Genomic DNA, 25,304 nt, shown 5'->3' with positions numbered 1-25,304 from the left:
CGGCGTCGTCATGGGCTCCGATTCCGACTGGCCGGTCATGAGCGACGCCGCGCAACTCTTGCGTGACTTCGGGGTCGACTACGAAGTCCAGGTCGTGTCCGCGCACCGCACACCCAAAAAGATGATCGCCTACGGCGAGGACGCCCACGGGCGCGGCCTCAAGGTCATCATCGCCGGCGCTGGCGGTGCAGCGCACCTCCCCGGCATGCTCGCCGCCGTCACCGCCCTTCCCGTTGTCGGCGTTCCCGTTCCACTCAGCCGGCTCGACGGCCTCGACTCCCTGCTCTCCATCGTGCAGATGCCGGCCGGAGTGCCCGTCGCGACCGTCTCCATCGGCGGGGCCCGCAACGCGGCGCTCATCGCCGTGAAGATCCTGGCCCTCTCCGACGCCGGCCTGCACGACAAACTCGTCGCTTACGCACTCGACCTTGCCGCACAGGTCGAACAGAAGAATTCGGATCTCCAAGCCAAGCTATGAGCATCGCCACCAATCCGATCAGGAACCCGGAATCCGGGTCCGCCCGTGTGATGACAAAACGGGCCTGGTGGCTCGTGCTGCTGAACGTCGTGCTGCCCGGCTCGGCGCAAGTGCTCGCCGGAAGTCGCCGCCTGGGCCGGTTCGGACTCCGTTGCACGTTCACGCTGATCGGCTTCGTCGTCGTTGTCGGGCTCGCCTACCTGTTCTGGCCTGAGGTCGTGCTCACGGCGTTCACCAACTCGATCGGGCTCTGGGTCGCCGCAGCCGTGCTGGTGTTCTACGGCATCGTCTGGGTCGTGCTGACCCTCGACACCCTCCGGCTCGTGCGCCTCGTCAAGGCGGGCCCCGGCGCCCGCCCCCTCATCGCCGGATTCGCGACCGTGCTCATGGTCGTCATCGCCGGAACGGCCGGCTACGGCGCCTACGTGGCCGCGACGGCCAGCGACTTCCTGTCTTCGGTCTTCGTTGCCGGGCCGACGGTCCCCCCGGTCGACGGACGTTACAACATCATGCTTCTCGGCGGTGACGCCGGGGCCGACCGGTCAGGCCTCCGCCCGGACAGCATCACCGTGGCGAGCATCGACGCGACCACAGGCCAGGTCACCATGATCGGCCTGCCCCGCAACCTCGCATACGTGCCCTTCGTAGCGGATTCCCCGCTCGCGGCCGTGTATCCCAAGGGATATGGCTACCGCGACACCTGCCGGGTCGACGCGTGCATGCTCAATTCGATCTACACCGAGGTCGAACTGAAGAGCCCCGAGATGTACCCGAAGGCCATCGACGCCGGCAGCGAGCCCGGTATCGAGGGCATGCGGGACGCGGCAGAGGGCATCACCGGTCTGACCATCCAGTACTACGGGCTCATCGACATGCAGGGCTTCTCCGAACTCATCGACGCACTCGGCGGCGTCGACATCAACGTGACCGAACGCGTGCCGGTGCACACCGACGACACCTTCACCACCGTGCTGTTCTGGTTCGAGCCGGGCATGCAGCACATGGACGGCTACCACGCACTCTGGTACGCCCGCTCGCGGCACGGCACGAGCGACTACAGCCGCATGGAGCGCCAGCACCAGCTCCAGGAGGCGATCCTCGCCCAGGCCAGCCCCGCCAATGTGCTCGCCAAGTTCGAGTCGGTTGCCTCCGCCGGGTCCCAGGTCGTGAAGACCGACATCCCGCAGAGCATGCTCGGCTACTTCGTGACGCTCGCCGCGAAGTCCAAGACGCACCCGATCAACACGGTCGAGCTGACCCCGGCGAACAACGTCGACCCGGAGAATCCCGACTACGACGTGATCCGGTCACTGATCGACGCCGCCCTCACCCCAACGACGGCGACGCCCACCCCATAGCCGGTCACCCTGGTTGAGTTTCGGGGAAAACGCCCTCACCGTGCGACGGTCCGCAACCCACCCATAGGCAGGGTGATACTGCTCGAGCGGATGCCTCGCTCGGCCCTACAGGTCGGCGTGCAGCTGCCAGACCCGCTCGGCGGAATCCCGCCAGCTGAAGGCCTTGGCCCGGTCGCCGCCGTAGATGCGCAGCCTCTGCATGAGGGCCCGGTCGGTCAGGACCCGGGTGATGGCCTCGGCGAGGCGTTCGGGGTACCCGGCGGCATCCTCGCGCTCGACGACGAGACCGGCATCGCCGCCTGCCTCGAGGAGAGCGGGAGCATCGGAGTGCACGACCGGGGTGCCGAGGTGGAAGCCCTGGATGATGGGCAGCGCGAACCCCTCCTCGAGGCTCGGGACGACCAGCACGTTCGCCCGGGCGATCACGACGGCGAGTTCCTCGTCGGTGAGCGCGGGCATCGCCCGCACCCGTCCCGGCGTGAGTCCGGCCTCTTCGGCGACGGAACCGAGGTCGACTTCGCCCCAGGTATCCGGTCCGACGACGATCATGGGAAGGTCCGGAGCGTCGGGCAGGCCGAGGGCCGTGATGAGGGCTGTGACGCCCTTACGCGGCTCGAGCGTTCCGACGGTGACGATGTATTCGGACGGCAGGTCGAGGGCCGTGGCGAGCACCTCAGTGGCCGAAGAGTTGGACGGCAGCCGGAAGCCGGTGCCGACGGCGCCCCCGATGACGCGCACCCGGTCGCCGAGGTCGACGATCTCGGCGAGTTGCGCGGCGACGGCATGGCTCGGCACGACGATCGCGTCCGCGTGCTTCCTCGCTCGCTTCATCCGCGCTTTCGTCCAGGCAACGGTCGTCGGGGTCAGTGCCTCAGGATGCGTCCAGGCGAGCACGTCGTGCACGGTCACGGCGACCTGGGTGTGGTCGTTCTGCCGGTCGTGGCGGCGCAGCGGAGCCATCAGGCCCGGCGCGTGGATCATGCCGGGCCCGGGGGAGGTGGTCACCCCGAGCTGCCACGCCGCGGCGAGCTCTCGGCGGGGGAGTGCTGTCTTGTAGAGCCCGGCGAGCCCGGGCAGGGCCGCCACGATGGCGGCGTACTGCTCGGGCTGCGACGCGGAGACGATCCCCTCAACCTCGCAGTTGAGCGGAGCGCTCGCGATGAGCGCCCGGGTCAGCTCCTCGGTGTATCGACCGATCCCGCCGGGAACCGGCGCGATCATCTGGTCGACGATAACCCGCAGTGTGATCATTCGGTTTCGAGGACGCCTTCGGCCACGGCCTGGGTGAGGGCGTCGTGCCAGTCGCGCATCGGGGTGAGTCCGGCTGTGGCCCAGGCATCGTGGCCGAGTACGGAGTAGGCCGGGCGGGGTGCCGGCCGCACGAAGGAGGCCCCGTCGGTCGGGTGCACCCGGGCGGGCTCGAGGCCGTTGGCTTCGAGTACGGCCTGGGCGAAGCCGAACCAGCTCGTGACACCGGAGTTGGTGCCGTGGTAGATCCCGGCGGGGGCATCCGCGTCGAGCAGGGCGACGATCTGCGTCGCGAGGTCGACGGTCCAGGTGGGCTGGCCGACCTGGTCCTCGACCACGTTCAGGGTGGGGTGGGTGGCGGCGAGTTTCAGCATGGTCTTGGGGAAGTTCGGGCCGTTCTTCCCGTAGAGCCATGCGGTGCGCACGATGTAGGTTTTGCCCGGGTTCTCGGCGAGGACGAATTCCTCGCCGGCGGCCTTGGTACGCCCGTATGCGGAGATCGGTGCGGCGGGTGCGTCCTCCTGGTAGGGGGACTCGGCGTTGCCTTCGAAGACGTAGTCGGTGGAGATCTGCACAAGGCGCGCACCGGTTGCTTTCGCAGCGCGGGCGAGGTTCCGCGGTCCGACCGCGTTCAGCAGGTAGGCGGCGTCTTCGTTCGTTTCGGCGTCGTCGACCTTCGTGTACGCGGCCGCGTTGATCACGACGTCGAACCCGGTGACGGCCGCCTGGACGGCGCCTTCATCGGTGATGTCGAGTTCGCCGCGGTCGAACGCGGTCACGTCTCGCCCGGTCAGGGCTTTCTGCAGGTCGCGGCCGAGCATCCCGGCGGCGCCGGTGATCAGGTACCGGGTCATGAGCTCAGTGCCGCGCGGGCCTTGAGGGGTTCCCACCAGGCGCGGTTGTCGCGGTACCACTGCACGACGTCGGCGAGGCCCTTCTCGAAGGGGACCTGCGGGGCGTAGCCGAGTTCGGCCTGGATCTTGGTGATGTCCACCGAGTAGCGCAGGTCATGGCCGAGACGGTCAGCGACCCGGTCCACGTAGGACCAGTCCTTACCGGTGGAGTCCAGCAGCAGCTGGGTCAGTTCGAGGTTGGTCAGTTCGGTGCCGCCGCCGATGTTGTAGATCTCACCGGCGCGGCCGCCGACGAGGACCATCGCGATCGCCCGGGTGTGGTCGTCCACGTGCAACCAGTCGCGGATGTTGTTGCCCGCCCCATACAGGGGAACGTGCTTGTCATCGATCAGGTTCGTCACGAACAACGGGATGACCTTCTCGGGGAAGTGATACGGGCCGTAGTTGTTCGAGCAGCGCGTGATCGACACGTTCAATCCGTGGGTGCGGTGATATGAGCGGGCGAGCAGGTCACTGCCGGCCTTGGACGCGGAATACGGGGAGTTGGGTTCCAGGGCGCGTTCCTCGTTCCAGGAGCCCTCAGCGATCGACCCGTAGACCTCATCCGTGGACACGTGCACGAACCGGGCCAGGTTATGGCGCAGAGCGGCGTCGAGGAGTTGCTGGGTGCCGAGAACGTTGGTCTCGACGAAGATGGAGGCGTCGCGCACGGAGCGGTCCACGTGTGACTCGGCCGCGAAGTGCACCACCGCGTCCAGGGACGGGAAGATCGTGTCGAGCAACGCCGCGTCGCGGATGTCGCCGTGCACGAACGAGTACCGGGGCGAGTCGGCGATCGGTGCAAGGTTGGCCAGGTTGCCCGAATACGTCAGAGCGTCCAGGACGACGACCTCGGCCCCTTCCAGACCCGGGTAGGCGTCTTCGATGGTGCGACGAACAAAATTGGAGCCGATGAAACCGGCGCCGCCGGTAACGAGGATCTTCATATAAGAGGTGACCATTCCGTTTGCTGAAAGTATCGCTTCAATGCTAGCGGTACCCGCTTGGTAGACTTCTGCGCGTGCAGATCCGCGAACTCTCCGTCCCCGATTCCTACGAAATCACTCCGAAGCAGTTCGGGGACGACCGGGGGTTGTTCCTGGAATGGGGCAGGTTCGACCGTCTCGAGGAGTCGATCGGCCACAAGCTCAACGTGGTGCAGGCGAATACGAGCGTCTCCAAGCGTGGTTCGGTGCGCGGCATCCACTTCGCGGACATTCCGCCGAGCCAGGCCAAGTACGTCACCGCGACCTATGGCGCCGTCCTGGACTACATCATCGACATCCGGGTCGGTTCGCCGACGTTCGGCCAGTGGGACAGCGTCCTCCTCGATGACACCGACCGTCGTGCCGTGTACATCGCAGAGGGCATCGGGCACTGCTTCGTCGCCCTAACCGACAACGCCACCGTCAGCTACCTCGTGACGGCCCCGTTCAACCCGGGCCGCGAACACGGCATCAACCCGCTCGACACCGACATCGGACTGGTGTTCCCGCCCGAGGCCGGCGAGCTCCTGCTCTCCCCGAAAGACACCGACGCCCCCGGACTCGCCGAGTCCGCCGCGAACGGGCTTCTCCCGACCTGGGCAGACGCGAAGGCGTTCTACGCGGCACTGAACGAAGGAAACTAGACATGCGCGGAATCATCCTCGCCGGCGGCTCCGGCACACGCCTGTGGCCGATCACCAAGGGCATCTCCAAGCAGCTGATGCCCATCTACGACAAGCCCATGATCTACTACCCCCTGTCGACGTTGATGATGGCCGGGATCAACGAGATCCTGATCATCACGACCCCGGAGTACAACAGCCAGTTCCGCGCCCTCTTCGGCGACGGATCCAGCTTCGGCGTGCGCATCGAGTATGCGGTCCAGCCCTCCCCTGACGGCCTCGCCCAGGCGTTCATCATCGGCGAGGAGTTCATCGGCGACGACAGCGTCGCCCTCGTCCTCGGCGACAACATCTTCCACGGCGCCGGTCTCGGTTCGGCCCTGCGCAACCACACCGAGATCGACGGCGCCCGGATCTTCGCCTATCACGTCAGCAATCCGTCGGACTACGGTGTCGTGGAATTCGACGAGAACATGACGGCCGTCTCGATCGAGGAAAAGCCCGCCAAACCCAAGAGCAACTACGCCGTGCCAGGCCTGTACTTCTATGACAACTCGGTCATCGAAATCGCGAAGTCCATCGAGCCCAGCGCGCGTGGGGAGCTCGAAATCAGTACCGTCAACGAGCGATACCTGGAACAGGGAAAGCTGCAGGTGCAGGTGCTCGATCGCGGTACGGCTTGGCTCGACACCGGTACCTTCAAGTCCATGATGCAAGCGTCCGAATACGTGCGCGTCATCGAGGACCGACAGGGTCACAAGGTCGGCTGCATCGAGGAGATCGCCTGGCGTGCCGGCTGGATCGACACCAAGCAGCTTGCTGTGCTCGCAGCTCCCCTGCAGAAGAGCGGCTACGGAAAGTACCTGAGTAACCTCGTCGCCACCGTCTAGGAGTTCGAGCTGCGCGGTATTCCCGAACGGGACCAGCGGACAGCAGCCAGTCAGACCCGAATGCGGAGGCCCAGGCCCGGGCGCCGATTCGGTGACGCCTGGCGCTCACCTAGACCGGGGCTCACTCGGAACAGATCGCCCGGAGTGTCAGCGCTTGTCGAGAAGGAGGCCGCGAGCGACAACGGCCTCCTGTCCAGCGAGGGTCGACACCTCACATCAGGAGGGGGACGCCGGTATCCACAGCACGATTTGAGCCGGAGACGGGTGACGGACATCCGTCTGCACCGGTACGGGAATGGTGTATCCCGCGGGGACCCCGATCACCGAGGTACAGTACACCCCGGCAGTGAGCGAGACGCTGAAGCTTCCGTCAAGCCATCGGCTCGTGGACGTGACGTTCTGCCACACTCCTTGACCTGGAGCGGTGCATGACCCCCATCTCACAAGCGCGTTGACCCCGTCGATTCGGGCGCCCCAGGCATCCTTCGCGACGACGGACCCCACGACGACTCCGTAGGGGAGCCATGCCGTAAACCAGTTTCCAGGCCCTGCCACCACATCGAACGTTGAGGCGCTCGCATACATGTAGTCTGCAGGCACCTGCCGCGTCAGCAGGCAGTATCGACCGACTTCGAGGGTGATTCCGAAGGCCCCATAGGCGTTCGGTGTGTTGCCCGTGGTGGTGAACCACACCGTTTGTCCTGAGCAATCGCCCTGGCGGATTTCGACGTCGACACCGGGGACGAATTCTGAATTCGGACCCTTGACGGCGACGGCGCCCGTGCCGTACGCGGCCGCGCTTGCCGGTGGTGCAGTCGCCATGCCGACGCTCAGGGCCATGACAACGGTCGCGCCAACGGACAACAGTTGCAGGAGAGACCATCGGCGGCCCCGTCCACTAGCAGTAATTGGGTCTCGAGTACTCATGTGTTTTCCCCCGGTCGTGAATGTGGACTACCCGCAGTGTATCGACCACCGACGAGTCGGAAATACCCGAGCGACCTTGTCATTCGTCGAGTTCGGCCGGCCAGTGCGGCGAAAGGCGAAGGGCGGGCGCACCCGGGTGAACCCGGCCCTCCACCGGCGTGCAGGGTGTCAGCCGGCACGCTCGCTCCGGCTCACCAGGTCTTGATGCTCCATGCGCCGTCGGACGTGATCTGGATGATCGCAGGAGACGTCATGGCAACGGTTCCCCAGTAGTTTCCGATCACATTGATCTTGTTGTCGACACCATAGGTCGGATCCGTTGCCCACACGATGAAGTTCGACGTCCCGTGGTTGGAGAATGTCGCGACAACCCCGGGGGTATCCAGGTACACCACGTCATCGCCGGTGCCGGAGATGCTGGAACCCCCTTGCCTGATCATGTCCAGGTCGAGGATTCTCAGCGTCCAATGGCCGTTCGCGTGAACCGAGATCTGACTGTAGCTGGAGTATGTCAAATCCAGGAATCCGACGAGCATCCGCCCGGAGGGATACGAGCCGGTTCGATTGATCAGCAGGTCGGATGCTCGATCCGGACCGAGTGCTTCGACGATGACATTTGACGTGCAATCCGGGCAGGTGAATTCGACGATCTTCTGGAAGGAATAGGCTGCAATCGAAATGACGGAATCGCCCTGTCCCTGAACCGTCCGGGAATCGAGCCAGATCGTGATCCAGATGGGCCCCGGAGCGGAGACGACCGTCTCAACGGGTTGGGGTGTCGAGTAGTCCCACGGCACGTCCGTGACGGAGGTGCAGTAGGTGCCGGGGAGAAGCGAGATCCCGAATCCGCCGCTGGACCACTGGTTGGTCGCGGTGACGTTCTGCCAGACTCCCTGGCCAGGGGACGCACATGATCCCTGGCGGATGAACGCTGTGACGCCATTGATCCCGTAGCCGAGCGAGTTCTTCGCGACGACAGCGCCGGACAGGGGTCCGGGCAGCCATACGGTAACCCAGTTGCCCGTTCCTGAGCCCATCTGGAACGTGGTGTTCGCGGGCATCCCATAGGGCGCCGGAACCGAGAGGGTGACGATGCAGTATGCGCCGGGGGTGAGTCCGATCCCGAAGGCGCCATATGCGCTGGGGGTGCTTCCGGTTGTCGTTCGCCAGACGGGTGCGCCGGAGCAGTCACCCTGGCGAATCTCGACCGTGGTACCGGGGACGAGCTCTGAACTCTGGCCCTTGATCGAAACGGCGCCGGTCCCGATGCTCGCGGCCTGCGCCGGTGCTGCAACGGTGAGTCCCAGCAGGAGGCCCACTGCCAGCGCCAATCCAAGAAACGAAGATCTCTTCGAACGGTGCGCTCGGGCGCGAGGCTTGACCCCGCGAACGGCCACGGCTGACAGCAATTTCAACAAGTTTCCCCCAGATGTTTTCAGTTATGTCTGGTATCACGTTGGCGTGCGGGTGGGCAGTCGTCAAGACCCGCGTTCAAGGGTCTGACCATTCAGGTTTCGAACTCCTGGTGTCGACGGCGGTCCAACTCAGCCGCACAGTGTCGGTCTGATCCCGCTGCGTCCGGCCTGGCCGGTGCCTTGCGTCTAGTGCGTGGGCTGGCCGGGTATCCACGCGGTGATCCAGAGCGGGCCTGGGGAGGCCACCGTGATGTCGGCTGGAGCCGGAATCGAATAGCCGGCCGGGACCTGGGAAATAGTCGTGCAGTAGGTTCCTGGATTCAGGGAGATTCCGAATCCGCCAGACGACCATCGGTTTGTTGCGGTCGTGCTCAGCCACACCCCGGGTCCTTGCGTCGCACAGGATCCCTGACGGATAAGTGCTGTGACACCGTTGATTCCGATTCCTTGCGCGTCCTTGGCGACGAGGGCGCCCGAGATCGGTCCAGGAAGCCACACTGTGACCCAGTTCCCGGCTCCCGCGCCCATCTGGAACAGGGTGTTCGCGGACGGCATGCCGTAGGGGGCAGGAACGGCGAGGGTGACGATGCAGTACGAGCCCGGCGTCAGGCCGATTCCGAAGGCGCCGTAAGCGCTGGGAGTGCTTCCGGTGGTTGTGCGCCACACGGCCGGGCCAGCACAGTCGCCTTGACGGATTTCAACAGTCGTGCCGGGCACGAGCTCGGAGTTCTGACCCTTGATCGAGACGGCCCCCGTCCCCATTCTCGGCGCGCCTGCCGCGTCGCCGAGGGAGACGGTGACGCCGGCTGTCCCGGAGACACTCGTGACGGCGACGGTCACCCCGCCGGAACGTGAGGTGAGCGACTGGGACGCTCCCAATGCCATCGACCGGGTGCCGTCATCGTTCGGCAGAGTCAGGACGGCGGAGGTGGTATCGTCCCGCTGGCGCAGAACACGCACGCCTCGCGTCATCCCTGGTACGCGACCGGAGGCGTAGAGCGAGCCAGCGTCCATGCCGGTTCCGGATCGGTACTCAACGAAATACACGCCCCCGTCCCTGGGGTCCGTGATCTTCAAGCCGCGCAACCCAGTGGCATCGGAGATCGGGTGCAGGGTGAAACTACCGGCGCCGGAGGTGACGCCGGCGACGAGGCTTACGGGAACCAGGTCAGCGCTCGTGATGGCATCCAGTTTGTACTTCTGGGTGATATTCAGGGCGGGCAATTGGGCGTTGGTCATGCCGTTGTAGCTCAAGCCTCCGCCCATGACATCGTAGAAGTCCTGGTATTCCACGTCACTGCAGCCGTCGGAAAAGGTTCCACCAGAAAAGGCGCCCTCGACTATCGGATTCGGACAGGTGTGTTTGTTCGAGTGCCTCAACCCGAGGTTGTGGCCGATCTCGTGGGCCACAGCGTTCGTCCCGAACGGGGCGCTATAGCTGGCCCAGACGACTCCGCCGGACTGCACCAGCCCGACACTTCCCAACCCGCTCCCCGCGCCGCATGATGCGGGAGCGAGGATGACCAGGTGGTGGGCGTTGAAGCCGGTGGTGTACCAGCCTTGCGGATGACCGAAAGCGGCAGCCGCCTCCGTGAACATGCTCGTCGCCTGGCAGGAATTCGCAGTGACGACGCGCTTCGTTGCAAGCGGCTGGGTGAAGCCGATGATCTGGCCGGCACTTTGTGATGACCAAAAGGTGCTCACCGTCGCCTCGAGCGCCGCGATCCCGGGGTCGTCGAGGACAGGCGTCGTCGGAGCCGTCGGCAAAGTGGCCACGAATACGTCGAGCGCATGCGTTGCTGCGGCGGACGTCTGGGCGACCTGCGCCTCGATCGTCGCCGAAACGACGGGCAAGGCTGCGTCCAGTGCGACACTGGCCGATACGACCTCCTTACCGGTTTCCGACGTTGCCTCCACCGGTCCGGTTGCCTCGGTCACGGCGGGGACGGCGGCGACGACAGAGGTGGGGACGGTGAGCGTTCCGCTGAATGTGCTGCCGGACGTCACGTCGTCGGGCAGGTTCCCGGTCAGTTCGACGGATGCGCCGTCATCGGTGAGCAGGCGCACCTGGTCGGCGAGGTTCTGAGTGGGACTCGAAGGGTCTTCCTCGCCGGAGAGGATGAGAATGGTGCCCGTCGCGTGCAGAGTCGCGGTGTCGGCCGTGGTTGCCAGGAGCGCTTGCGCGGGGACTATTGCCGCACAGGCGACCAGCACTGCAGCGAGCACTGTGCCTGATCCCAGGCGGGAGAAGTGGAGCATGCAGTGTCCGATCCTGTTGTGATGCGGCGCCTCACCTGACGGTGAACGCTCCGGAACCACGACCGTCGAATCTGCGCCGCCCCCTGAGCCATCCGTTCCTCACTCTACCGACTTGGCGGCACGCTGCTCCTGCCCCTGAACCGGGGGGGGATATGCCATCGAGGACCGGAGAAGACCACCGTCGGGTCGCGGAAAAAGGGCCCGCTCGCCGGCTAGGACGTCGGGTGCCTACGTTCCGAAACGGCAGCCCGAAGCCGAAGGCCGGCTGCCAGGAGGAGGCGAACCGGCAGGAGAAGCGGGCCAGAATATTTCTTGGACAGGAAGCGTTCGGCACTGGCGTGGTGTGCCCGAATCATTCGGGCGTTGTCGTCCTGGGTCGAGTGCGCCCCGGAGTGGACTACCGTCGCCAACGGTTCGTATACGTTCCGCAGACCGAGCTTTCCGATCCGGAATCCGAGGTCCACGTCTTCGAAGTACATGAAGTAGCCCTCGTCGAACCCGCCCAGCTCGTCCAGCACCGAGCGGCGCACCATCAGGAACGCGCCGGACAACCATCCGGCGTCGCGACGAGAGACGCTCGCCGCACCTTGTTGCCGATAGCTGCGGCTCCAAGGGTTGTTGGGCCACACCAACGCGAACAGGCCGTGGCCGATGCCCGTTCGCAACGAGGGAATGACGCGGGCGGATGGGTAGACCTCGCCGGCCGAGGTGAGGATGCCCGGTCCGATCGCGGCGATCTTCGCGTCATCCCCGACGGACTTCAGGAGCGTGTCGATCGCCCCCGCCCGGGCGACGATGTCCGGATTGCTCACAACAACCCAGTCGATTTCAGCGGGCAGCGTCTTGAGGGCTTGATTGATGGCGTGACCATAACCCAGATTGTCGGCGAGAGGCAGGTATTCGGCGTGCGCAGCATGAGCGAGACCCGAGACCGTCGTGTCACCCTCGAGTACCTTGTTGTCTGCGACGACGATGTGCAGCGGACCGGTGAGCGCCGAACCCAGGGAACCGAGGAAATCGCCCAGCACTCTTCCCGACCCGTAGCTCACGGTCACGACGGCCACGTGGGCGGTCGTTGACTGTGATTTGGCTGCGACGGCCATACGGTTGCTCCTCATTGTTCTAGGCTAGATTGGTTTGCGGCCATCCGACCGGCCACTCAGTGAGGCTACATGCGATACATGAAGGAAGTTCTCGATTCCCGGGAGCTCTTGGCCAATCTCACCTTGCGTGAGATTCGTGGCCAGTACAAACGCACAATATTCGGGCAGCTGTGGTCGTTGGTCAACCCACTGGCGACGATGCTGGTGTACACAATTGTGTTCGCGTTTATTCTCCGGGTCACTCCACCTCCCGGCAATCCCAGTGGGCTCAACATCTTCGCGGTCTGGCTACTCTGTGGCTTGCTGCCGTGGGCCTTTTTCGCGAACGTCGTGCAGACCGGCATGGGATCGATCATTGCCAACGCGGGCCTGGTGCAGAAGGTCTATTTCTCTCGAATTGTGCTCCCGCTCTCGACGGTCGGTTCCATCGGCTACAACTGGCTCTTCGAGATGGGCGTCCTCGTCCTCGTCCTGGCGATCTGCGGTTCGTTCGTCTGGCCGTGGATCCCGCTGGTGATCTTCGTCATGGTGCTGCTCGCTATTTTCGCGTCAGGCCTGGCCCTGATGCTCTCGGTGGCGAACGTCCGTTTCCGGGACACGCAGTACCTCGTCTCGATCGTCATGCAGATCTGGATGTACCTCACGCCGATCATCTATCCCATCAGCCTGGTCGAGGACCAGTCGCGGGCGCATGGGGGGCTGTTCGGGACGTCCATCACCCTGATGGACATCTACCGGCTCAATCCGCTCGAACGGTTTGTCGCCGTTTTCCGGCAGTTGCTCTATGACAACACCTGGCCCAACCCACAGGACCTCTTATTCTGTGCTGTGTGGGCGTTCGCGGCAATCGTCGTGGGCGTGTGGGTGTTTCGTAAGAGTGAGAAGGGCCTGGCGGAGGCATTATGAGTGACATTGCAGTGAGCGTTGACCATGTCAGCAAGAGATTCCGTTTGTATCACGAACGAAACCAGTCCCTTAAATCCGCGATTATGCGAGGGCGCCGGTCGGTTCACGAGGATTTCTGGGCGCTCAAGGACGTGAGCTTCGAGGTCCCGACCGGGTCGACGTTCGGTCTGATCGGCAGCAACGGTTCCGGCAAGTCGACCTTGCTCAAATGCCTCGCCAAGATCTACTTCCCGCAGAAGGGCTCCATCACCTACAACGGGAAGATCGCAGCCCTGCTGGAAGTGGGCTCCGGCTTCCACCCGGAGCTGTCCGGCCGTGAGAACGTGTTCCTCAACGGATCGATCCTCGGGATGTCCAAGCGCGAAATCACCCGAAAGTTCGACGAAATCGTCGACTTCTCCGGGGTGGAACAGTTCATCGACCAGCCCGTCAAGAACTACTCCTCGGGAATGTATGTCCGTCTTGGCTTCGCGATCGCCATCAATGTCGACCCGGACGTGCTCGTGGTCGATGAGGTGCTTTCCGTCGGCGATGCAGAGTTCCAGGAGAAATGCAGTCAGAAGTTCATCGATTTCAAGCGCGCGGGAAAGACCGTGATCCTGGTCAGTCATGCGATGACCGCGGTCCAGGAGATGTGCGATCACGCGGCCTGGCTGAGGCACGGCGAACTCGTCACCGTGGGGGAGGCAGAACCAACAATCGCGGCGTATCTCGACTCTCTGAACCGGGGCGAGACCAGTGCCGCCTGAGAAATCGGATGTCGCACCCCGCCAGGTGGGGCTGACGATTGCGGAGGCCCTCGGTGGACACCGCAACTCTCTGGGGTTGCTCAGACTGCTGTTGGCCTCGCTGGTCATCTTCGACCACGCCTTTCCCACGGGTGGCTTCGGACGGGACCCGTTCTGGGAGCTCACCCGCGGCCAGGCCTCGCTGGGAAGCATCGCCGTCGGAGGGTTCTTCGCGATCAGCGGCTACCTCATCGCCAAGAGCGGGATGTCGAGTGACATCCTCCAGTTCATGTGGAGGCGGAGTCTCAGGATCTTTCCCGCCTACTGGGGCGTCCTTCTCATCACCGCGTTCGTCGTCGCTCCCGTGATCTGGGTCACGGCGGGCGGCGCACTCGGCGACTTCTTCGCCCGCGCCCCGAACGGTCCGTTCCACTATGTCGCCGGCAACTGGACCATGAACATCGGGACCTACGGGATCTACGATATTTTTGCGGAGACGACGCCATACGGGCAGAGCGTCAAGGCATCGGTCTTCAACGGATCGATCTGGACACTCATCTATGAATGGCGCTGTTATCTGGTCATCGGGGTCTGCGTTGCGTTCGGCGTGCTGGCCAGAGCGAAGGCAGTTGTCCCGGCTCTCACCGTCGGCTTCTTCGTACTGCAGATCATCAACCTGTCGAATCCGGCGAGTCTCGGGTCCATCGCGCCCTTCCTTGCAGACACCCAGCTTGTCGCCCTGACCTTCACCTTCCTGGTCGGCTCCACGCTCGCGGTGTATTCCAGGTCGGTCCCCTTCGACGATCGTCTGGGTGTGCTTGCCGGACTCATCGTTATCGTCACCTTGCGTTATGGCGCGTTCAACACCCTCGGTATCATCGCCGGAGCCTATTTCGTCCTCTATCTCGCGGCCCGACTCCCTCGCCGGCTCCAGTGGATCGGTGCACGGAACGACTACTCATACGGTGTGTACATCTATGGCTTCCTTGTCCAGCAGGTCCTTGCCTACCTGGGCGTCTACCGCTGGGGCTACGGCTGGTTCGCACTCACCGCCCTCGTCATTTCTCTTGGCTGCGCCTGGCTGAGCTGGCACGGGGTCGAGAAATGGGCGATGTCGCTCAAGAATTGGGGCCCGGGAAAGGGACTCGTATTCTGGGCTGCGATGGTTCAGGGCCGGTGGCCGGGACGGAAACGGATCCGATCCACGGTGGGGGCGGACACGACTGATCGCATCCTAGATTCAGAGACAAAGAGGAACGCAAAGTAATGGACATGTTCTGTGTGACGCCAGATACCGACAAGAGCGGCGACTGGAGCACGGGGTTCCCCCGTGGCTGACCCTCGGTCGGTGTCGGTGCAGTCCGTATTGTTCGGTAACGATGCGTACGAAATCCTCCGAGCCGCCCAGGCGATGGCCAACTCCGTGAAGTGGGCGCGGTCAGACGGCCTGGTCGGGGCGTGGACGCTTCTCCTGGGTGACTGCAGCGCCGAACCCGTTCTGGGCGCGGACATTCTCGAGGAGATCCGCGCCGTCGTCGCGGCGGAAGCCGGAGAGCTCATCTACCGGGTCTTCGGCAAGAACCTCGGGTCTGCAGCGGGCCACAATGCTCTCGCCGCGCTCTCGGGCGCGGAGCTGATCCTCATCCTCAACCCCGATGCCATCGTTGCGCCGGATACGGTGCGCTCGCTCACCAGAGCCGTCACAGGTTCGGTAGGAATCGCTGAAGCCCGCCAGATCCCCATCGAGCACCCTAAAGACTTCGAGGTGAACACCGGCAACACGAGCTGGGCTTCGACGGCTTGTGCGCTGACCCCCCGGGCGGCATTCGACACGATCGGCGGATTCGATTCCGACACGTTCTTTCTCTACTGCGATGACGTCGATTACTCGTGGCGGCTGCGCCTGGCCGGCTATCGGGTCGTGTTCGAACCCTCCGCCCGGGTCTTCCACGACAAACGTCTCACTCAAACCGGTGATTGGCCACCGACGAGCGCCGAGGTGTACTACTCGGCTGAGGCCGCGCTGTTCATCGCGCACAAGTATTCGCATCCCGAGATCGTCGAGAAGCTCATCGCCCAATTCCAGAATGAGGGCACCGACGCCGTTCTGAAGGCTGTTGCGGCCTTCCACTTGAAGAGCAAGAGTGGATCGCTGCCGGCGCCCCTCGACGCCGGGCACCTGGTGGGACAGTTCATTGGAGACAAGTATGCAGTCCACCGCTTCTGACGTGACCGTGGGTGACGATCGTCGCTCTCCCCAGACGGCGACAATCCAGATCCTGCTGTCCGAGCTGATGTCGGGACCGCGGATCGACCCGCGCCTCCGGAACGCGCTCGAGAGCGCGAAACAGCTCATCGCAGAGGAGCGGGAGGGTGGGGTCTTCCTCAGCGTGCTTCTGCGGACTAAGGGAAAACGACCAGAGCCTCTCCGCGACGCGCTGCTGTGCCTGGCGGCGCAGAGCGACCAGGACTTTGAGGTCATTGTGATCGATCACGATGCCACCCCTGCCGATGCCGCCGAAGTCCGCGCGATTGTCGCTCAGCAGTCGACGGGCTTCCTCGATCGGATTTCCCTCATTGAAGTTCACGGCGGAAACCGGGGAAAGCCACTGAACGCGGGTATCCGCGCCGCACACGGTCGGTTCGTCGCGGTCTACGACGATGACGATCTCCTGTTCGGGAACTGGGTGGAAGAGTTTAAGATCGCCTCGCTGACGAGCGAGGGACGGCTTCTGCGCTCCCTGGTCGCCACCCAGATGGTCAAGCCGGAGCTCTGGCCACAGGACCAGATCGGCTTCCGCACCCTGTCCTGGCCCAAGGCGGAGTACCCGCGCGAATTCGATCAGCTGGCCCACCTGCAGATGAACTACTCGCCGTTCATGTCGTGGGCGTTTCCTGCGGCGCTCTTCAGCATCCTCGGATTCGAGTTCGACGAAGAACTGACCGTGTGTGAAGACTGGGACATGATCCTGCGTGGTTCCCTGCTCCTGGGCGTCACCGAAGTCGACTCATTGACGGCCATCTATCGTCGCTGGGAGGGTGGCAACTCGTCATACACTGACCATTCCAAGAAGTCCTGGGCCTGGTCAGAGGCGAAAGTGCTCCATCGCCTCGAGAGCTCGCTGCTGATCATGCCCGGGGACATCGTCCCCTACCTGCGCAAATCCTTCGCCCTTCTCGGCGTTCACGAGCAGCTTGCCGGATTGCTGCACAGCCGGGCGTGGCGGTACGGGCGTCCCATCCGCGGGGCACTCCGAGTGGCCGGCTTCGTAAAACGTCGGGTGAACGGACTCCGCGGTGCGATCGAACCGAGCCGCGCCCACGAGCCCGCAGATTTTGCTCCTCTGATCCACCCGGTGTCGGATGAATCCCTCCAAGCCGTCGTCGATGTGCTCGATGACGTGAACGGTGCGAACGACGCCACTGGGAGGACCGCCGGCTGATTGTTCCCCTGCGATTCCTTTTCGTCAACGCATGCACGTAACGTGTACCTATCTAGCTGGAAGATCAGGGTGAGCCAATGTTCGAGATCGTAGCCTTTTCCGTCGCAGAACTGATATTGCCGGCACAGCCGTTTCCCGGTGTAGACCTGTGACAGTGCTCGTGAGCGAGGTTCGACCGAGCAGGCGGCCGCTGCGCCGATTCGGGGCAATGATCGCGTTGGCGTCCCTCGTGGCAGCCGTGCTCACCGTACCGACGTTTGTCACCCCGGTCGACAGCGCTGCCGCGGTCACCGGCTCGCAGTTCCAACCAGGCAATATCATCAGTGATCAGGTTTTCTTTAACACGCAGTCAATGAGTGAGGCTGATATTCAGGCGTTCCTCGTTGGCAAGGAGAGCGCGTGCAATGCGGGCTATACCTGCCTCAAGGACTATCGGATGGACACGGTGTCGCGTGCAGCCGTCGCCCCGGGCCACTGCGCCGCGTACGACGGCGTGCCCAACGAACTGGCGAGCAGCATCATCTACAAAGCGGCACAGGCGTGCGGTATCAATCCGCAAGTCCTCTTGGTCCTTCTCCAGAAAGAGACGTCGCTCGTGTCGAGTTCCAGCCCGACGGCGAGCACCTACCGGAAGGCGGCGGGCTATGGCTGTCCAGACACGAGTAACTGCGACGCGGCCTTCTACGGATTCTACAATCAGGTCTACAAGGCAGCGTGGCAGTTTCGGCAGTACACGAACTTCCCCGCGCGAACATACGCCATAGGTCCCACCAGGATCCAGTGGAGTCCTGACGCCAGTTGTGGGGCATCGACAGTCACGATCGAGAACCAGGCAACGGCAAACCTGTACAACTACACGCCTTACCAGCCCAATGGTGCCTCTTTGGCAAGCCTGTACACCACGGGCGATAACTGCTCCTCGTATGGGAACCGCAACTTCTGGGTCTTCTTCAACAATTGGTTCGGTCCGAGCACAACGGCCCTCGGCTCGCCCGTCGGCCAGGTCAAGGAGATCTGGGCGACCGACAACATGATCAATATGTGGGGCTGGGCTGTCGACGGCAGCGCTTCCAGCAACGCGCTGGCAATCCACGTGAAGGTCAACGACCAATGGGTTGCCTGGACCGCTGATGCGCCCAATTCAACCGCCGAAACGATGTATCCGGGTGCCGGACAGAACCACGGCTTCGGGGGAAGCATCGCCGTTCCCCAGGCCGGTCCCTACAGTGTGTGCGTTTTCGCTGTGAACCAAGGGGCAGGCGAGAACACCCAGCTCGGTTGCTATAACATCACGGTTCCCGACGGCTCGCCTGCCGGCGAACTGAAGGATGTCTTTTCCAGCCCCGGGTCCGTAAGCCTCTGGGGTTGGGGACTGGACCCGGACACGACGAATCCGATTCAGATACACGTCACGGTGAATGGGATCTGGACCGTTCTGCAGGCGAACAGTCCGAGCACAGCCAGCCTGGGAACGTATCCGGCCAGCGGCTCCAACCATGGGTTCGGGGGGGTCATACCTGCAGCAGGTGGACCTGCAACGGTCTGTGTCTACGCTGTGAATATCGGGGCTGGATCGAATACTACCCTCGGGTGTCGAACGGTCGTCGTGCCGTCAGGTTCGCCGATCGGTGTCATGAGCGACATGTGGACCACTCCTACTGGAATCAGCATGTGGGGTTGGGCACTTGATCCCGACACCGTCGCTGCCATCCCGGTTCACGTCACGGTCGACGGCGTCTGGACCGTATTCACTGCCGACGCAGCGAACGCGGGCGTTGGGCAGGCCTATCCCGCATATGGTCCGAACCACGGATTCGGCGGGACGATCAAGGCGAACCCTGGAAAACACACGGTCTGCGCCTGGGGCGTCAATCAGGGCCTTGGCGCAAACCTGGCCCTCGGTTGCCGTACTGTCACGGTCTTGTCGGGTTCGCCCGTTGGCGCGCTGAACCAGGTGTGGGGAACCGCGGGCGGTGTGAGCATGTGGGGTTGGGCGCTCGACCCTGACCAGACAGGACCAATCCCGGTCCAGGTGCGCATCGACGGACAATGGACCGTGCTTAGCGCAAACTCCGCGAACGCCGCGGTCGGCGCCGCCTATCCCGGCTACGGACCCAATCATGGTTTCGGCGCCACGATTGCCGCAGCGCCGGGAGCTCACGAAGTGTGTGCATGGGGCATAAACGTGGCGTCTGGCGCGAACCTTAATTTCGGGTGCCAGACCATCATCGTGCCCGCGGCGCCGAGTGGTCCGCCCGTGGGCCTCGTCCAGGACCTGTGGGCGACCGCGGGAACCGTTGAGTCGTGGGGATGGGCGATCGATCCTGATTCGACCGGCCCTGTCACTGTCATCGTCACGGTCAATGGAACGAAGACGACAGTGGTGGCCGACGCCCCGAGTGCAGCTGCCGCTGCGCAGATGCCGGGATACGGCGCCAATCATGGCTATGGGATTCGCATCCCTGCCCAAACCGGCTCAAACGACGTGTGCGTGACGGCGCAGAATATCGGCGCGGGTGCGGACACCCCGCTGCTGTGTCGAACCATCGCGGTGCCGTGAACGGGAGGCGCGGCGACTGCCGCTGAAAGCGTGGTACCCGACAGAGTCCGGCGTTGCGCCAGCGGGGGCTTGGTAGGGTTTATGCGCACACCCACAAGTCAGGAAGCCATTCATGCCGAAGAAGCAAGCGGGCGTAGTGTCCGTCATCCTCGTTAATTTCCGGGGAACCGATGACACCATAGAGGCCATCGCCCAGCTCGGCCGGATCGATTGGCCGGCAGATCTCCTCGAAATCGTCGTGGTCGAGAATGCCTCCGGTGACGACAGCGCCGCGCGAATCCGAGCCGCAGCACCTCACGTCGTTCTGGTCGAATCAAAGGATAACCTCGGGTTCGCCGGGGGCTGCAATCTGGGCGTGAAGGCATCCTCAGGAGATTTTTTGGCGTTCCTGAACAACGATGCCAAGCCTGACTCCGCCTGGGTGAGGTCCGCAATCAGTCGTTTCGACCAGGATCCAGAGATCGGCGCCATCGCAAGTCGAGTGCTCGATTGGGACGGTCTTCTCGTCGACTACATCGGATCGGCCATGACCTGGTTCGGGCAGGGTTATAAGCCCTTGACCGCCCAGGCGGTCCCCACCGAACTAGACCACGCGCGCGACGTGCTTTTCGGGACGGGTTCGGCGATGTTCGTTCGTCGAAGTGTCTACGATGCGCTCGGCGGGTTCGATGAGCGATTCTTCATGTTCTTCGAGGATGTCGACTTCGGCTGGAGACTCAACCTCCGCGGATGGCGTTTCGTGTACGAGCCGGCGTCGCTGGCGTTCCACAAACACCACGCGTCCATGACGTCGTTCGGCGCCTTCAAGGAAACCTATCTTCTCGAACGAAACGCACTGTTCACCCAGTACAAGAACCTCGGCGACGAGGCGCTCGCGAAGATCTTTCCAGCGACCCTGGCGCTGACTGTTCGTCGGGCAGTGGCTCGTGGCAAATTAGATTCGACGTCACTCGATCTTCGCAAGGGTGGCGACAACGGACCCGTTCAGGAAGTCGCCAGGGATACCCTCGCCGGTGTCTACGCCATTGACCAATTCGTCGAGAACCTGCCATCCCTCGTGGAGTCTCGGGACCTGATCCAGTCGACTCGTGTCGTTCCCGACAAGACCATCTGGCGATTCTTCGGTGAGACCGACGCCCCGTCCTACCATTCAGAGCATTATCTGAAGGGCTATGAAAAGATCGTCAACGCGTTCGGGGTCACGGACACTCCGGTCGTGACGCGTGTCCTCGTGATCACGGGCGATCCCATCGGCGCCAAGATGGCCGGTCCCGCAATTCGAGCCTGGAACATGGCCGCCGCCCTGGCCAGGGGCAATGAGGTCACTCTGGTCACCCTTGCCGGGGCCGAACCCGTGGATGCTCCGTTCGAGATCGTGCATATTCGCCCGGGTGATGACCGAACGATGGGTCGCCTGGAGCAGCGGGCGGACGTGATTGTCTTCCAGGGGCTCGCGATGGCACTCTTCGATTCGCTGAGGAAGACCAACAAAATCGTCGTGGCCGATATCTACGACCCGATGCACCTTGAACAACTGGAGCAGGGCCGCGAGCAGGGCGCGGTTCAGTGGAACAAGCAGGTTTCCGATGCGACTGATGTTCTGAATGAACAACTCCTCCGCGGCGACTTCTTCATGTGCGCCTCTGAGCGCCAGCGGCATTTCTATCTCGGCCAGCTCGCGGCCCTTGGCCGGCTGAACCCCGCGAACTATGCCTCCGATCCGGATCTGACCGGTCTGATCGAAGTCGTGCCGTTCGGCCTCGACGGGGTCTTTCCTCCTGCGACCCGGCCGGTCCTCAAGGGCGTCCTGCCGGGGATCGAAGCGACAGACAAGCTTCTGCTCTGGAGCGGAGGCCTCTACAACTGGTTCGACCCGGAAACACTGATTCGTGCCGTTGCCCGGCTGTCGGAGACTCACGACAATGTCCGGCTCTATTTCCAGGGGACGAAGCATCCGCACCCGGGCGTGCCCGAGATGGGCATCGTCGCTGAATCACGGTCGCTCGCCTCTGAACTCGGCGTGCTCGACAGCAGCGTCTTCTTCAATTCCTCGTGGGTGGACTACGCGGAACGGCACAACTACCTCGGCGAGGCCGATGCGGGTGTCAGCACCCACTTCGCCCACGTCGAGACGACCTTCTCGTTCCGTACCCGGATCCTGGACTACCTGTGGGCCGGACTCCCCATGGTCGTCACAGAGGGTGATCACTTCGCGGCCCTCGTCCAGAGTGAAGGCCTCGGTATTGTCGTACCGCCCAATGACATCGGTGCACTCGCGGCCGCCCTGGAGAGAGTCTTGTTCGACGATGAGTTCGCCCAGGAAGCACGGGCGAACATTCAGCGGGTGCGCGCTGACTACGAATGGAAGACGGTTCTCGCCCCACTCGTGGATTTCGTCGCCGATCCCCGTCATTCGCCCGATCTCCTGGCCAGCGGCGTTGTGACTCCCGGGGAGGCCAGGAAGTCGCATCGACGTCCCGAAGTGCGCCGCAAGAAGCACGGCCTTCGCCATGACGCCGGCCTCTTTGTGCACTACTGGCGCGCCGGAGGCGTCAGAGCAGTGGCCAAGAAGGTCCGGAGCCGGATCAGCTACATGCGCTAGGAGGCCGACCCGTCTGTCATCGGCCGGTGGTACGCGCGGGCGGTGGGCTCTACCTCGACGGGGCCGACGTACGGGATTGAGTCAGCGCCAGCAGACCGGCTGCAACACCCGCGAACGCCGCGGTCCCGACGATCCAGACGGCCATCGGGGCCGGGCCGACCCCCCACCACCATTCGAGGCCGGCGTTGAGATTCCAACCGATGGCATCTGTCCCTGTGACATAACGCCGCAGGTTGACGTGCAATGCCACGGAATTGGCGACACCAAGACCGACGACGATAAGAACTGCTTGAACCCGTCCGAGCGCGAACGCGCGCCCGGCGGGCTGGAGAAAAGTGATCCCCGCCAGCAGGATCATGAGCGGCAGGATGTACCGGGGCTGGACCTGTTCACCCACGAACGCCCGGGAACGCACGAGCACATAGGTCGGAATGGCCCACATCATGCCGAATACGGCCGAGGTCGCCAGACCCTTTCGCCACGACGTCGACTGCAGGCCGGTGAACACTGTCGCGCTGAAGACGGACACAGCCAGGACCCAGACCACACCTGGCAGAGTGGTGTCCAGCCAGCCGAGTCCCCAGAAGCCCAGGACACCTGCCCAGAGTTGGGGAACATCGAGGACGTTCACGAACAGAAGCTGCTGCCAATCGCTTCCGCTTGCGTTCGAGGCAAGCCCGGATTCGGCAAACGAAGACTGGCCCGACGAGAAGTAGAAGAACGCAGCCGTCAGCGCCAGGGCGACAGGCAGGGACAATGACACCAGAAAACGCCGGGTTCGCCGGGCGGCGATCAGGACGACAATCCCGATGGCAAGGACTGCGTAGAGGGCGGCATCGGCTCGCGCCGCAGATCCGATGACCGTGGCTGCTGCGGCTAGCAGGCCGAGTCCCAGACGGCGCCGACCGTGCGTCTCAAAGTATCCCAGAAGGGAGATCCAGAGGGTGCCGGCCGAAAGAATCGCCCAACTGCCGGGATTGGTCGACGGGATCAGGAACATACCCAGTGGAACGACCGAGACGACCAGGGCGATGGGTAACAGCGGTCGTCTGGCGGGTGGCAACAGCCAGAACAACGCCGTCGTGAACGCGACGAACAGGAGGGCGTTGAACGCTCGCATCAGGAGGACTGAGATCGTGATGTTCGGCCCGGCAAACATCCCCATGACGGAATAGAACAGTGGGGGGTATGCGCCGGTCCAGTTGCCGCGACCAGTCGCGATCATCGTCGTGACGCTGGATGCGATGTCTCCGCCCTGGCAGGACGCGGTCTCCGTGGGTTTGAACGCGTAACACGCGGAGGTCGTCACCGATTCAGGCACAACTCGCTCTGCCTCCGACGGCCCCGTCTCACAGAGGCCCGCACGCAGTCCGTCCCCGCACCAGATGCTCGCGAGGTGAAAGTCGTCATCGGGGCTCGCGCCGACAGGCGAGGCTGTCGCCCAGCTCAGGAGAGCCACGAGAGCGAGGAGGGGAACCATCACCGCCGTCAACATCCGCGCCTGCGCAGGAGAAATCACAGTGAGTGTCACGTGGTGAGCTTACCTGCCGCCCGTTCGCGGTCGTCCGGAACACCGGACCGCGGATGCCGCCCCGAGCGGATGCCCCGCGACCGTCCCCGTCGACGCGAACCGCAGGGGGAATAGACTCAGAGCGAAAACGGATATCCGGGGGAGCACCGTGGCGATAGAGATCGAACCGGGTGACTCTGGTGCCGTTCACGTGGCGATCATCGTCAACAGTTATCCCCCACGCCTGGGCGGACTCGAGAGCCACGTCTTCCAGCTGGCCAACGCCGTGCGCGCTGCGGGCGCACGGGTGACGGTGGTGACACTGGACGTCACCCCCTCCGACGTCGACGAGGACGGAATTCGTGTTGTCCGGTTGCGCAGGCATGTCCCGGTCGCATCCGTCATATCGTTTCCGGCGTGGGGAACGGCTCGTCGGCTCAGTATCCTGCTTTCAACGACCGGTGCGACTGTAGTGTCCACCCACACGCGCTTCTTCCCGATGTCCTACGTCGGGCTCCGGGCCGCGCGGCTCGCGGGCATTCCCGTGATCCACACGGAGCACGGAGCCGGGTTCGTCCGAACCCCTTCCCGCGTCATCCAACTTGCCTCACGTCTGGTCGACCTCAGCGTCGGCCGGACCGTCCTGCGGCGTGCGGCTGCAGTGCTCGCCGTGTCGGCACCGGTTGCCGAGTTCGTTTCCGCGCTCGCTCGCCGGGAGTCTGTAATCTTCCCCAACGCCCTCCGGATGGAGGACTGGCCCGCGTTTGCCGATGATGCCCCGCCGACTGGAATAGCGTTCATCGGCCGGCTGGTGGGGGGAAAGGGATGGGAGGAATTCGTCGACGTTGCAGCGACGCTTCTGACGGAACCCGAGTTCGACGGGCTTCAGGTCCATATGCTCGGTGACGGGCCGGACCGTGAGAATCTCCGGACGCGGATTCGGTCTCGCGGGATTGACGGTAGTATCCATCTCTACGGCCACGCGGATACCGCGGTCATCAGGTCAGTCCTGCACGGTTCGGTGCTCGTCAACCCCAGCCGGCTGGCGGAGGGATTCCAGATCACGCTGCTCGAGGCCGCAGCATCCGGTGCCCAGATCGTTTCGTTTCCGGTTCCGTCGGTTGCGCCTATTCGTGCGGATGGAGGTCCCGTGCGTGAAGTCCGCGAGCTCTCACTGCAACCACTCATTGACGGCGTTCGGGATGCCTTGCGACGCCCATTGCCCGCCATGCCCAGGCCCGTTCTGGAGGCCCACTGGGCATGGGCGAGCCGGGCTCGGGAATATCTCGCGATCGTCTCGCGCCTGCATGGCGGGGACACAATGCAGACTCCGGGCGCCCCCACGCGCCCGGAAGACGTGACGGGCCGAGAATAA

The 25,304-nt window shown here is 63.8% G+C and carries 20 protein-coding genes; 12 read left to right on the top strand and 8 right to left on the bottom strand.

Translation table 11 applies throughout. From position 1 onward, the window contains the following. Positions 1-10 precede the first annotated feature (10 nt). Together purE and E3O39_RS07390 are read left to right on the top strand one after the other, a co-directional pair. Positions 11-478, top strand: coding sequence for a 5-(carboxyamino)imidazole ribonucleotide mutase (purE, locus tag E3O39_RS07395; RefSeq protein WP_134449081.1), 468 nt, complete (start codon positions 11-13; stop codon positions 476-478). Next, positions 475-1,836 carry an LCP family protein gene (locus E3O39_RS07390; RefSeq protein WP_134449066.1) on the top strand — a complete coding sequence of 454 codons (1,362 nt, stop codon included), beginning with the start codon at positions 475-477 and terminating at the stop codon, positions 1,834-1,836. The genes purE and E3O39_RS07390 overlap by 4 nt, the downstream gene beginning before the upstream one ends. Before the next feature lie 105 nt (positions 1,837-1,941). Here the strand turns inward: E3O39_RS07390 and E3O39_RS07385 are convergent, their stop codons facing one another. From E3O39_RS07385 to rfbB, 3 genes are read right to left on the bottom strand one after another with little or no spacing between them, the layout of a single operon-like run. After that, a complete protein-coding gene (locus E3O39_RS07385) occupies positions 1,942-3,087 on the bottom strand; it encodes a glycosyltransferase family 1 protein (protein WP_134449065.1) in 1,146 nt (381 codons plus the stop codon). Then, the gene (rfbD, locus tag E3O39_RS07380; RefSeq protein WP_134449064.1) at positions 3,084-3,938 is read right to left on the bottom strand and encodes a dTDP-4-dehydrorhamnose reductase; all 855 of its coding nucleotides are present in this window, start codon (positions 3,936-3,938) and stop codon (positions 3,084-3,086) included. Before rfbD ends, E3O39_RS07385 begins: the two co-directional genes overlap by 4 nt. Then, a complete protein-coding gene (rfbB, locus tag E3O39_RS07375; protein WP_134449063.1) occupies positions 3,935-4,924 on the bottom strand; it encodes a dTDP-glucose 4,6-dehydratase in 990 nt (329 codons plus the stop codon). Before rfbB ends, rfbD begins: the two co-directional genes overlap by 4 nt. A 74-nt stretch (positions 4,925-4,998) precedes the next feature. On the opposite strand from rfbB, the gene E3O39_RS07370 reads away from it, so the two are divergent. Further along, entirely contained in the window at positions 4,999-5,607 is a 609-nt protein-coding gene (locus E3O39_RS07370; RefSeq protein ID WP_134449062.1) for a dTDP-4-dehydrorhamnose 3,5-epimerase family protein, read from the top strand. A gap of 2 nt (positions 5,608-5,609) precedes the next feature. Further along, positions 5,610-6,476 carry a glucose-1-phosphate thymidylyltransferase RfbA gene (gene rfbA / locus E3O39_RS07365; protein ID WP_134449061.1) on the top strand — a complete coding sequence of 289 codons (867 nt, stop codon included), beginning with the start codon at positions 5,610-5,612 and terminating at the stop codon, positions 6,474-6,476. Between the two features lie 216 nt (positions 6,477-6,692). Here rfbA and E3O39_RS07360 read toward each other — a convergent pair whose 3' ends face one another. The 4 genes from E3O39_RS07360 to E3O39_RS07345 form a co-directional block, all read right to left on the bottom strand. Further along, on the bottom strand, positions 6,693-7,340 hold the full coding sequence (locus E3O39_RS07360; RefSeq protein WP_134449060.1) for a hypothetical protein: 648 nt from the start codon (positions 7,338-7,340) through the stop codon (positions 6,693-6,695). A gap of 254 nt (positions 7,341-7,594) precedes the next feature. Further along, positions 7,595-8,722, bottom strand: a complete 1,128-nt coding sequence (locus E3O39_RS07355; RefSeq protein WP_134449059.1) for a hypothetical protein — start codon at positions 8,720-8,722, stop codon at positions 7,595-7,597. A gap of 282 nt (positions 8,723-9,004) precedes the next feature. Further along, a complete protein-coding gene (locus E3O39_RS07350) occupies positions 9,005-11,077 on the bottom strand; it encodes a zinc-dependent metalloprotease family protein (RefSeq protein ID WP_134449058.1) in 2,073 nt (690 codons plus the stop codon). A gap of 212 nt (positions 11,078-11,289) precedes the next feature. Continuing rightward, positions 11,290-12,195 (bottom strand): glycosyltransferase family 2 protein, encoded by a 906-nt coding sequence (locus E3O39_RS07345; RefSeq protein WP_198413399.1) that lies wholly within the window; start codon positions 12,193-12,195, stop codon positions 11,290-11,292. A 63-nt stretch (positions 12,196-12,258) separates the two neighbouring features. On the opposite strand from E3O39_RS07345, the gene E3O39_RS07340 reads away from it, so the two are divergent. From E3O39_RS07340 to E3O39_RS07310, 7 genes are all read left to right on the top strand, one after another. Next, complete coding sequence (locus E3O39_RS07340) at positions 12,259-13,086, top strand: ABC transporter permease (RefSeq protein ID WP_241985002.1); 828 nt, start codon at positions 12,259-12,261, stop codon at positions 13,084-13,086. A gap of 83 nt (positions 13,087-13,169) precedes the next feature. Then, positions 13,170-13,835 (top strand): ABC transporter ATP-binding protein, encoded by a 666-nt coding sequence (locus E3O39_RS07335; RefSeq protein WP_241985001.1) that lies wholly within the window; start codon positions 13,170-13,172, stop codon positions 13,833-13,835. Further along, positions 13,825-15,081 (top strand): acyltransferase, encoded by a 1,257-nt coding sequence (locus tag E3O39_RS07330; protein WP_134449055.1) that lies wholly within the window; start codon positions 13,825-13,827, stop codon positions 15,079-15,081. The genes E3O39_RS07335 and E3O39_RS07330 overlap by 11 nt, the downstream gene beginning before the upstream one ends. 63 nt (positions 15,082-15,144) lie before the next feature. Beyond that, on the top strand, positions 15,145-16,041 hold the full coding sequence (locus E3O39_RS07325; RefSeq protein WP_134449054.1) for a glycosyltransferase family 2 protein: 897 nt from the start codon (positions 15,145-15,147) through the stop codon (positions 16,039-16,041). After that, positions 16,022-17,257 (top strand): glycosyltransferase family A protein, encoded by a 1,236-nt coding sequence (locus E3O39_RS07320; RefSeq protein ID WP_134449053.1) that lies wholly within the window; start codon positions 16,022-16,024, stop codon positions 17,255-17,257. The genes E3O39_RS07325 and E3O39_RS07320 overlap by 20 nt, the downstream gene beginning before the upstream one ends. Before the next feature lie 229 nt (positions 17,258-17,486). Beyond that, a complete protein-coding gene (locus tag E3O39_RS07315; RefSeq protein WP_134449052.1) occupies positions 17,487-19,817 on the top strand; it encodes a hypothetical protein in 2,331 nt (776 codons plus the stop codon). A gap of 112 nt (positions 19,818-19,929) precedes the next feature. Further along, entirely contained in the window at positions 19,930-22,419 is a 2,490-nt protein-coding gene (locus tag E3O39_RS07310) for a glycosyltransferase (RefSeq protein ID WP_134449051.1), read from the top strand. A gap of 49 nt (positions 22,420-22,468) precedes the next feature. Here the strand turns inward: E3O39_RS07310 and E3O39_RS07305 are convergent, their stop codons facing one another. Beyond that, positions 22,469-23,899, bottom strand: a complete 1,431-nt coding sequence (locus E3O39_RS07305; RefSeq protein ID WP_241985004.1) for a DUF2142 domain-containing protein — start codon at positions 23,897-23,899, stop codon at positions 22,469-22,471. Positions 23,900-24,140: 241 nt separating this feature from the next. On the opposite strand from E3O39_RS07305, the gene E3O39_RS07300 reads away from it, so the two are divergent. Then, positions 24,141-25,304 (top strand): glycosyltransferase family 4 protein, encoded by a 1,164-nt coding sequence (locus tag E3O39_RS07300; RefSeq protein ID WP_134449049.1) that lies wholly within the window; start codon positions 24,141-24,143, stop codon positions 25,302-25,304.

The organism is Cryobacterium sp. MDB2-A-1 (genome assembly GCF_004402675.1).
GTDB lineage: Bacteria > Actinomycetota > Actinomycetes > Actinomycetales > Microbacteriaceae > Cryobacterium > Cryobacterium glucosi.
The sequence above is the reverse complement of the archived record's forward strand: the minus strand, read 5'-3'. Positions and strand labels throughout refer to the sequence as shown.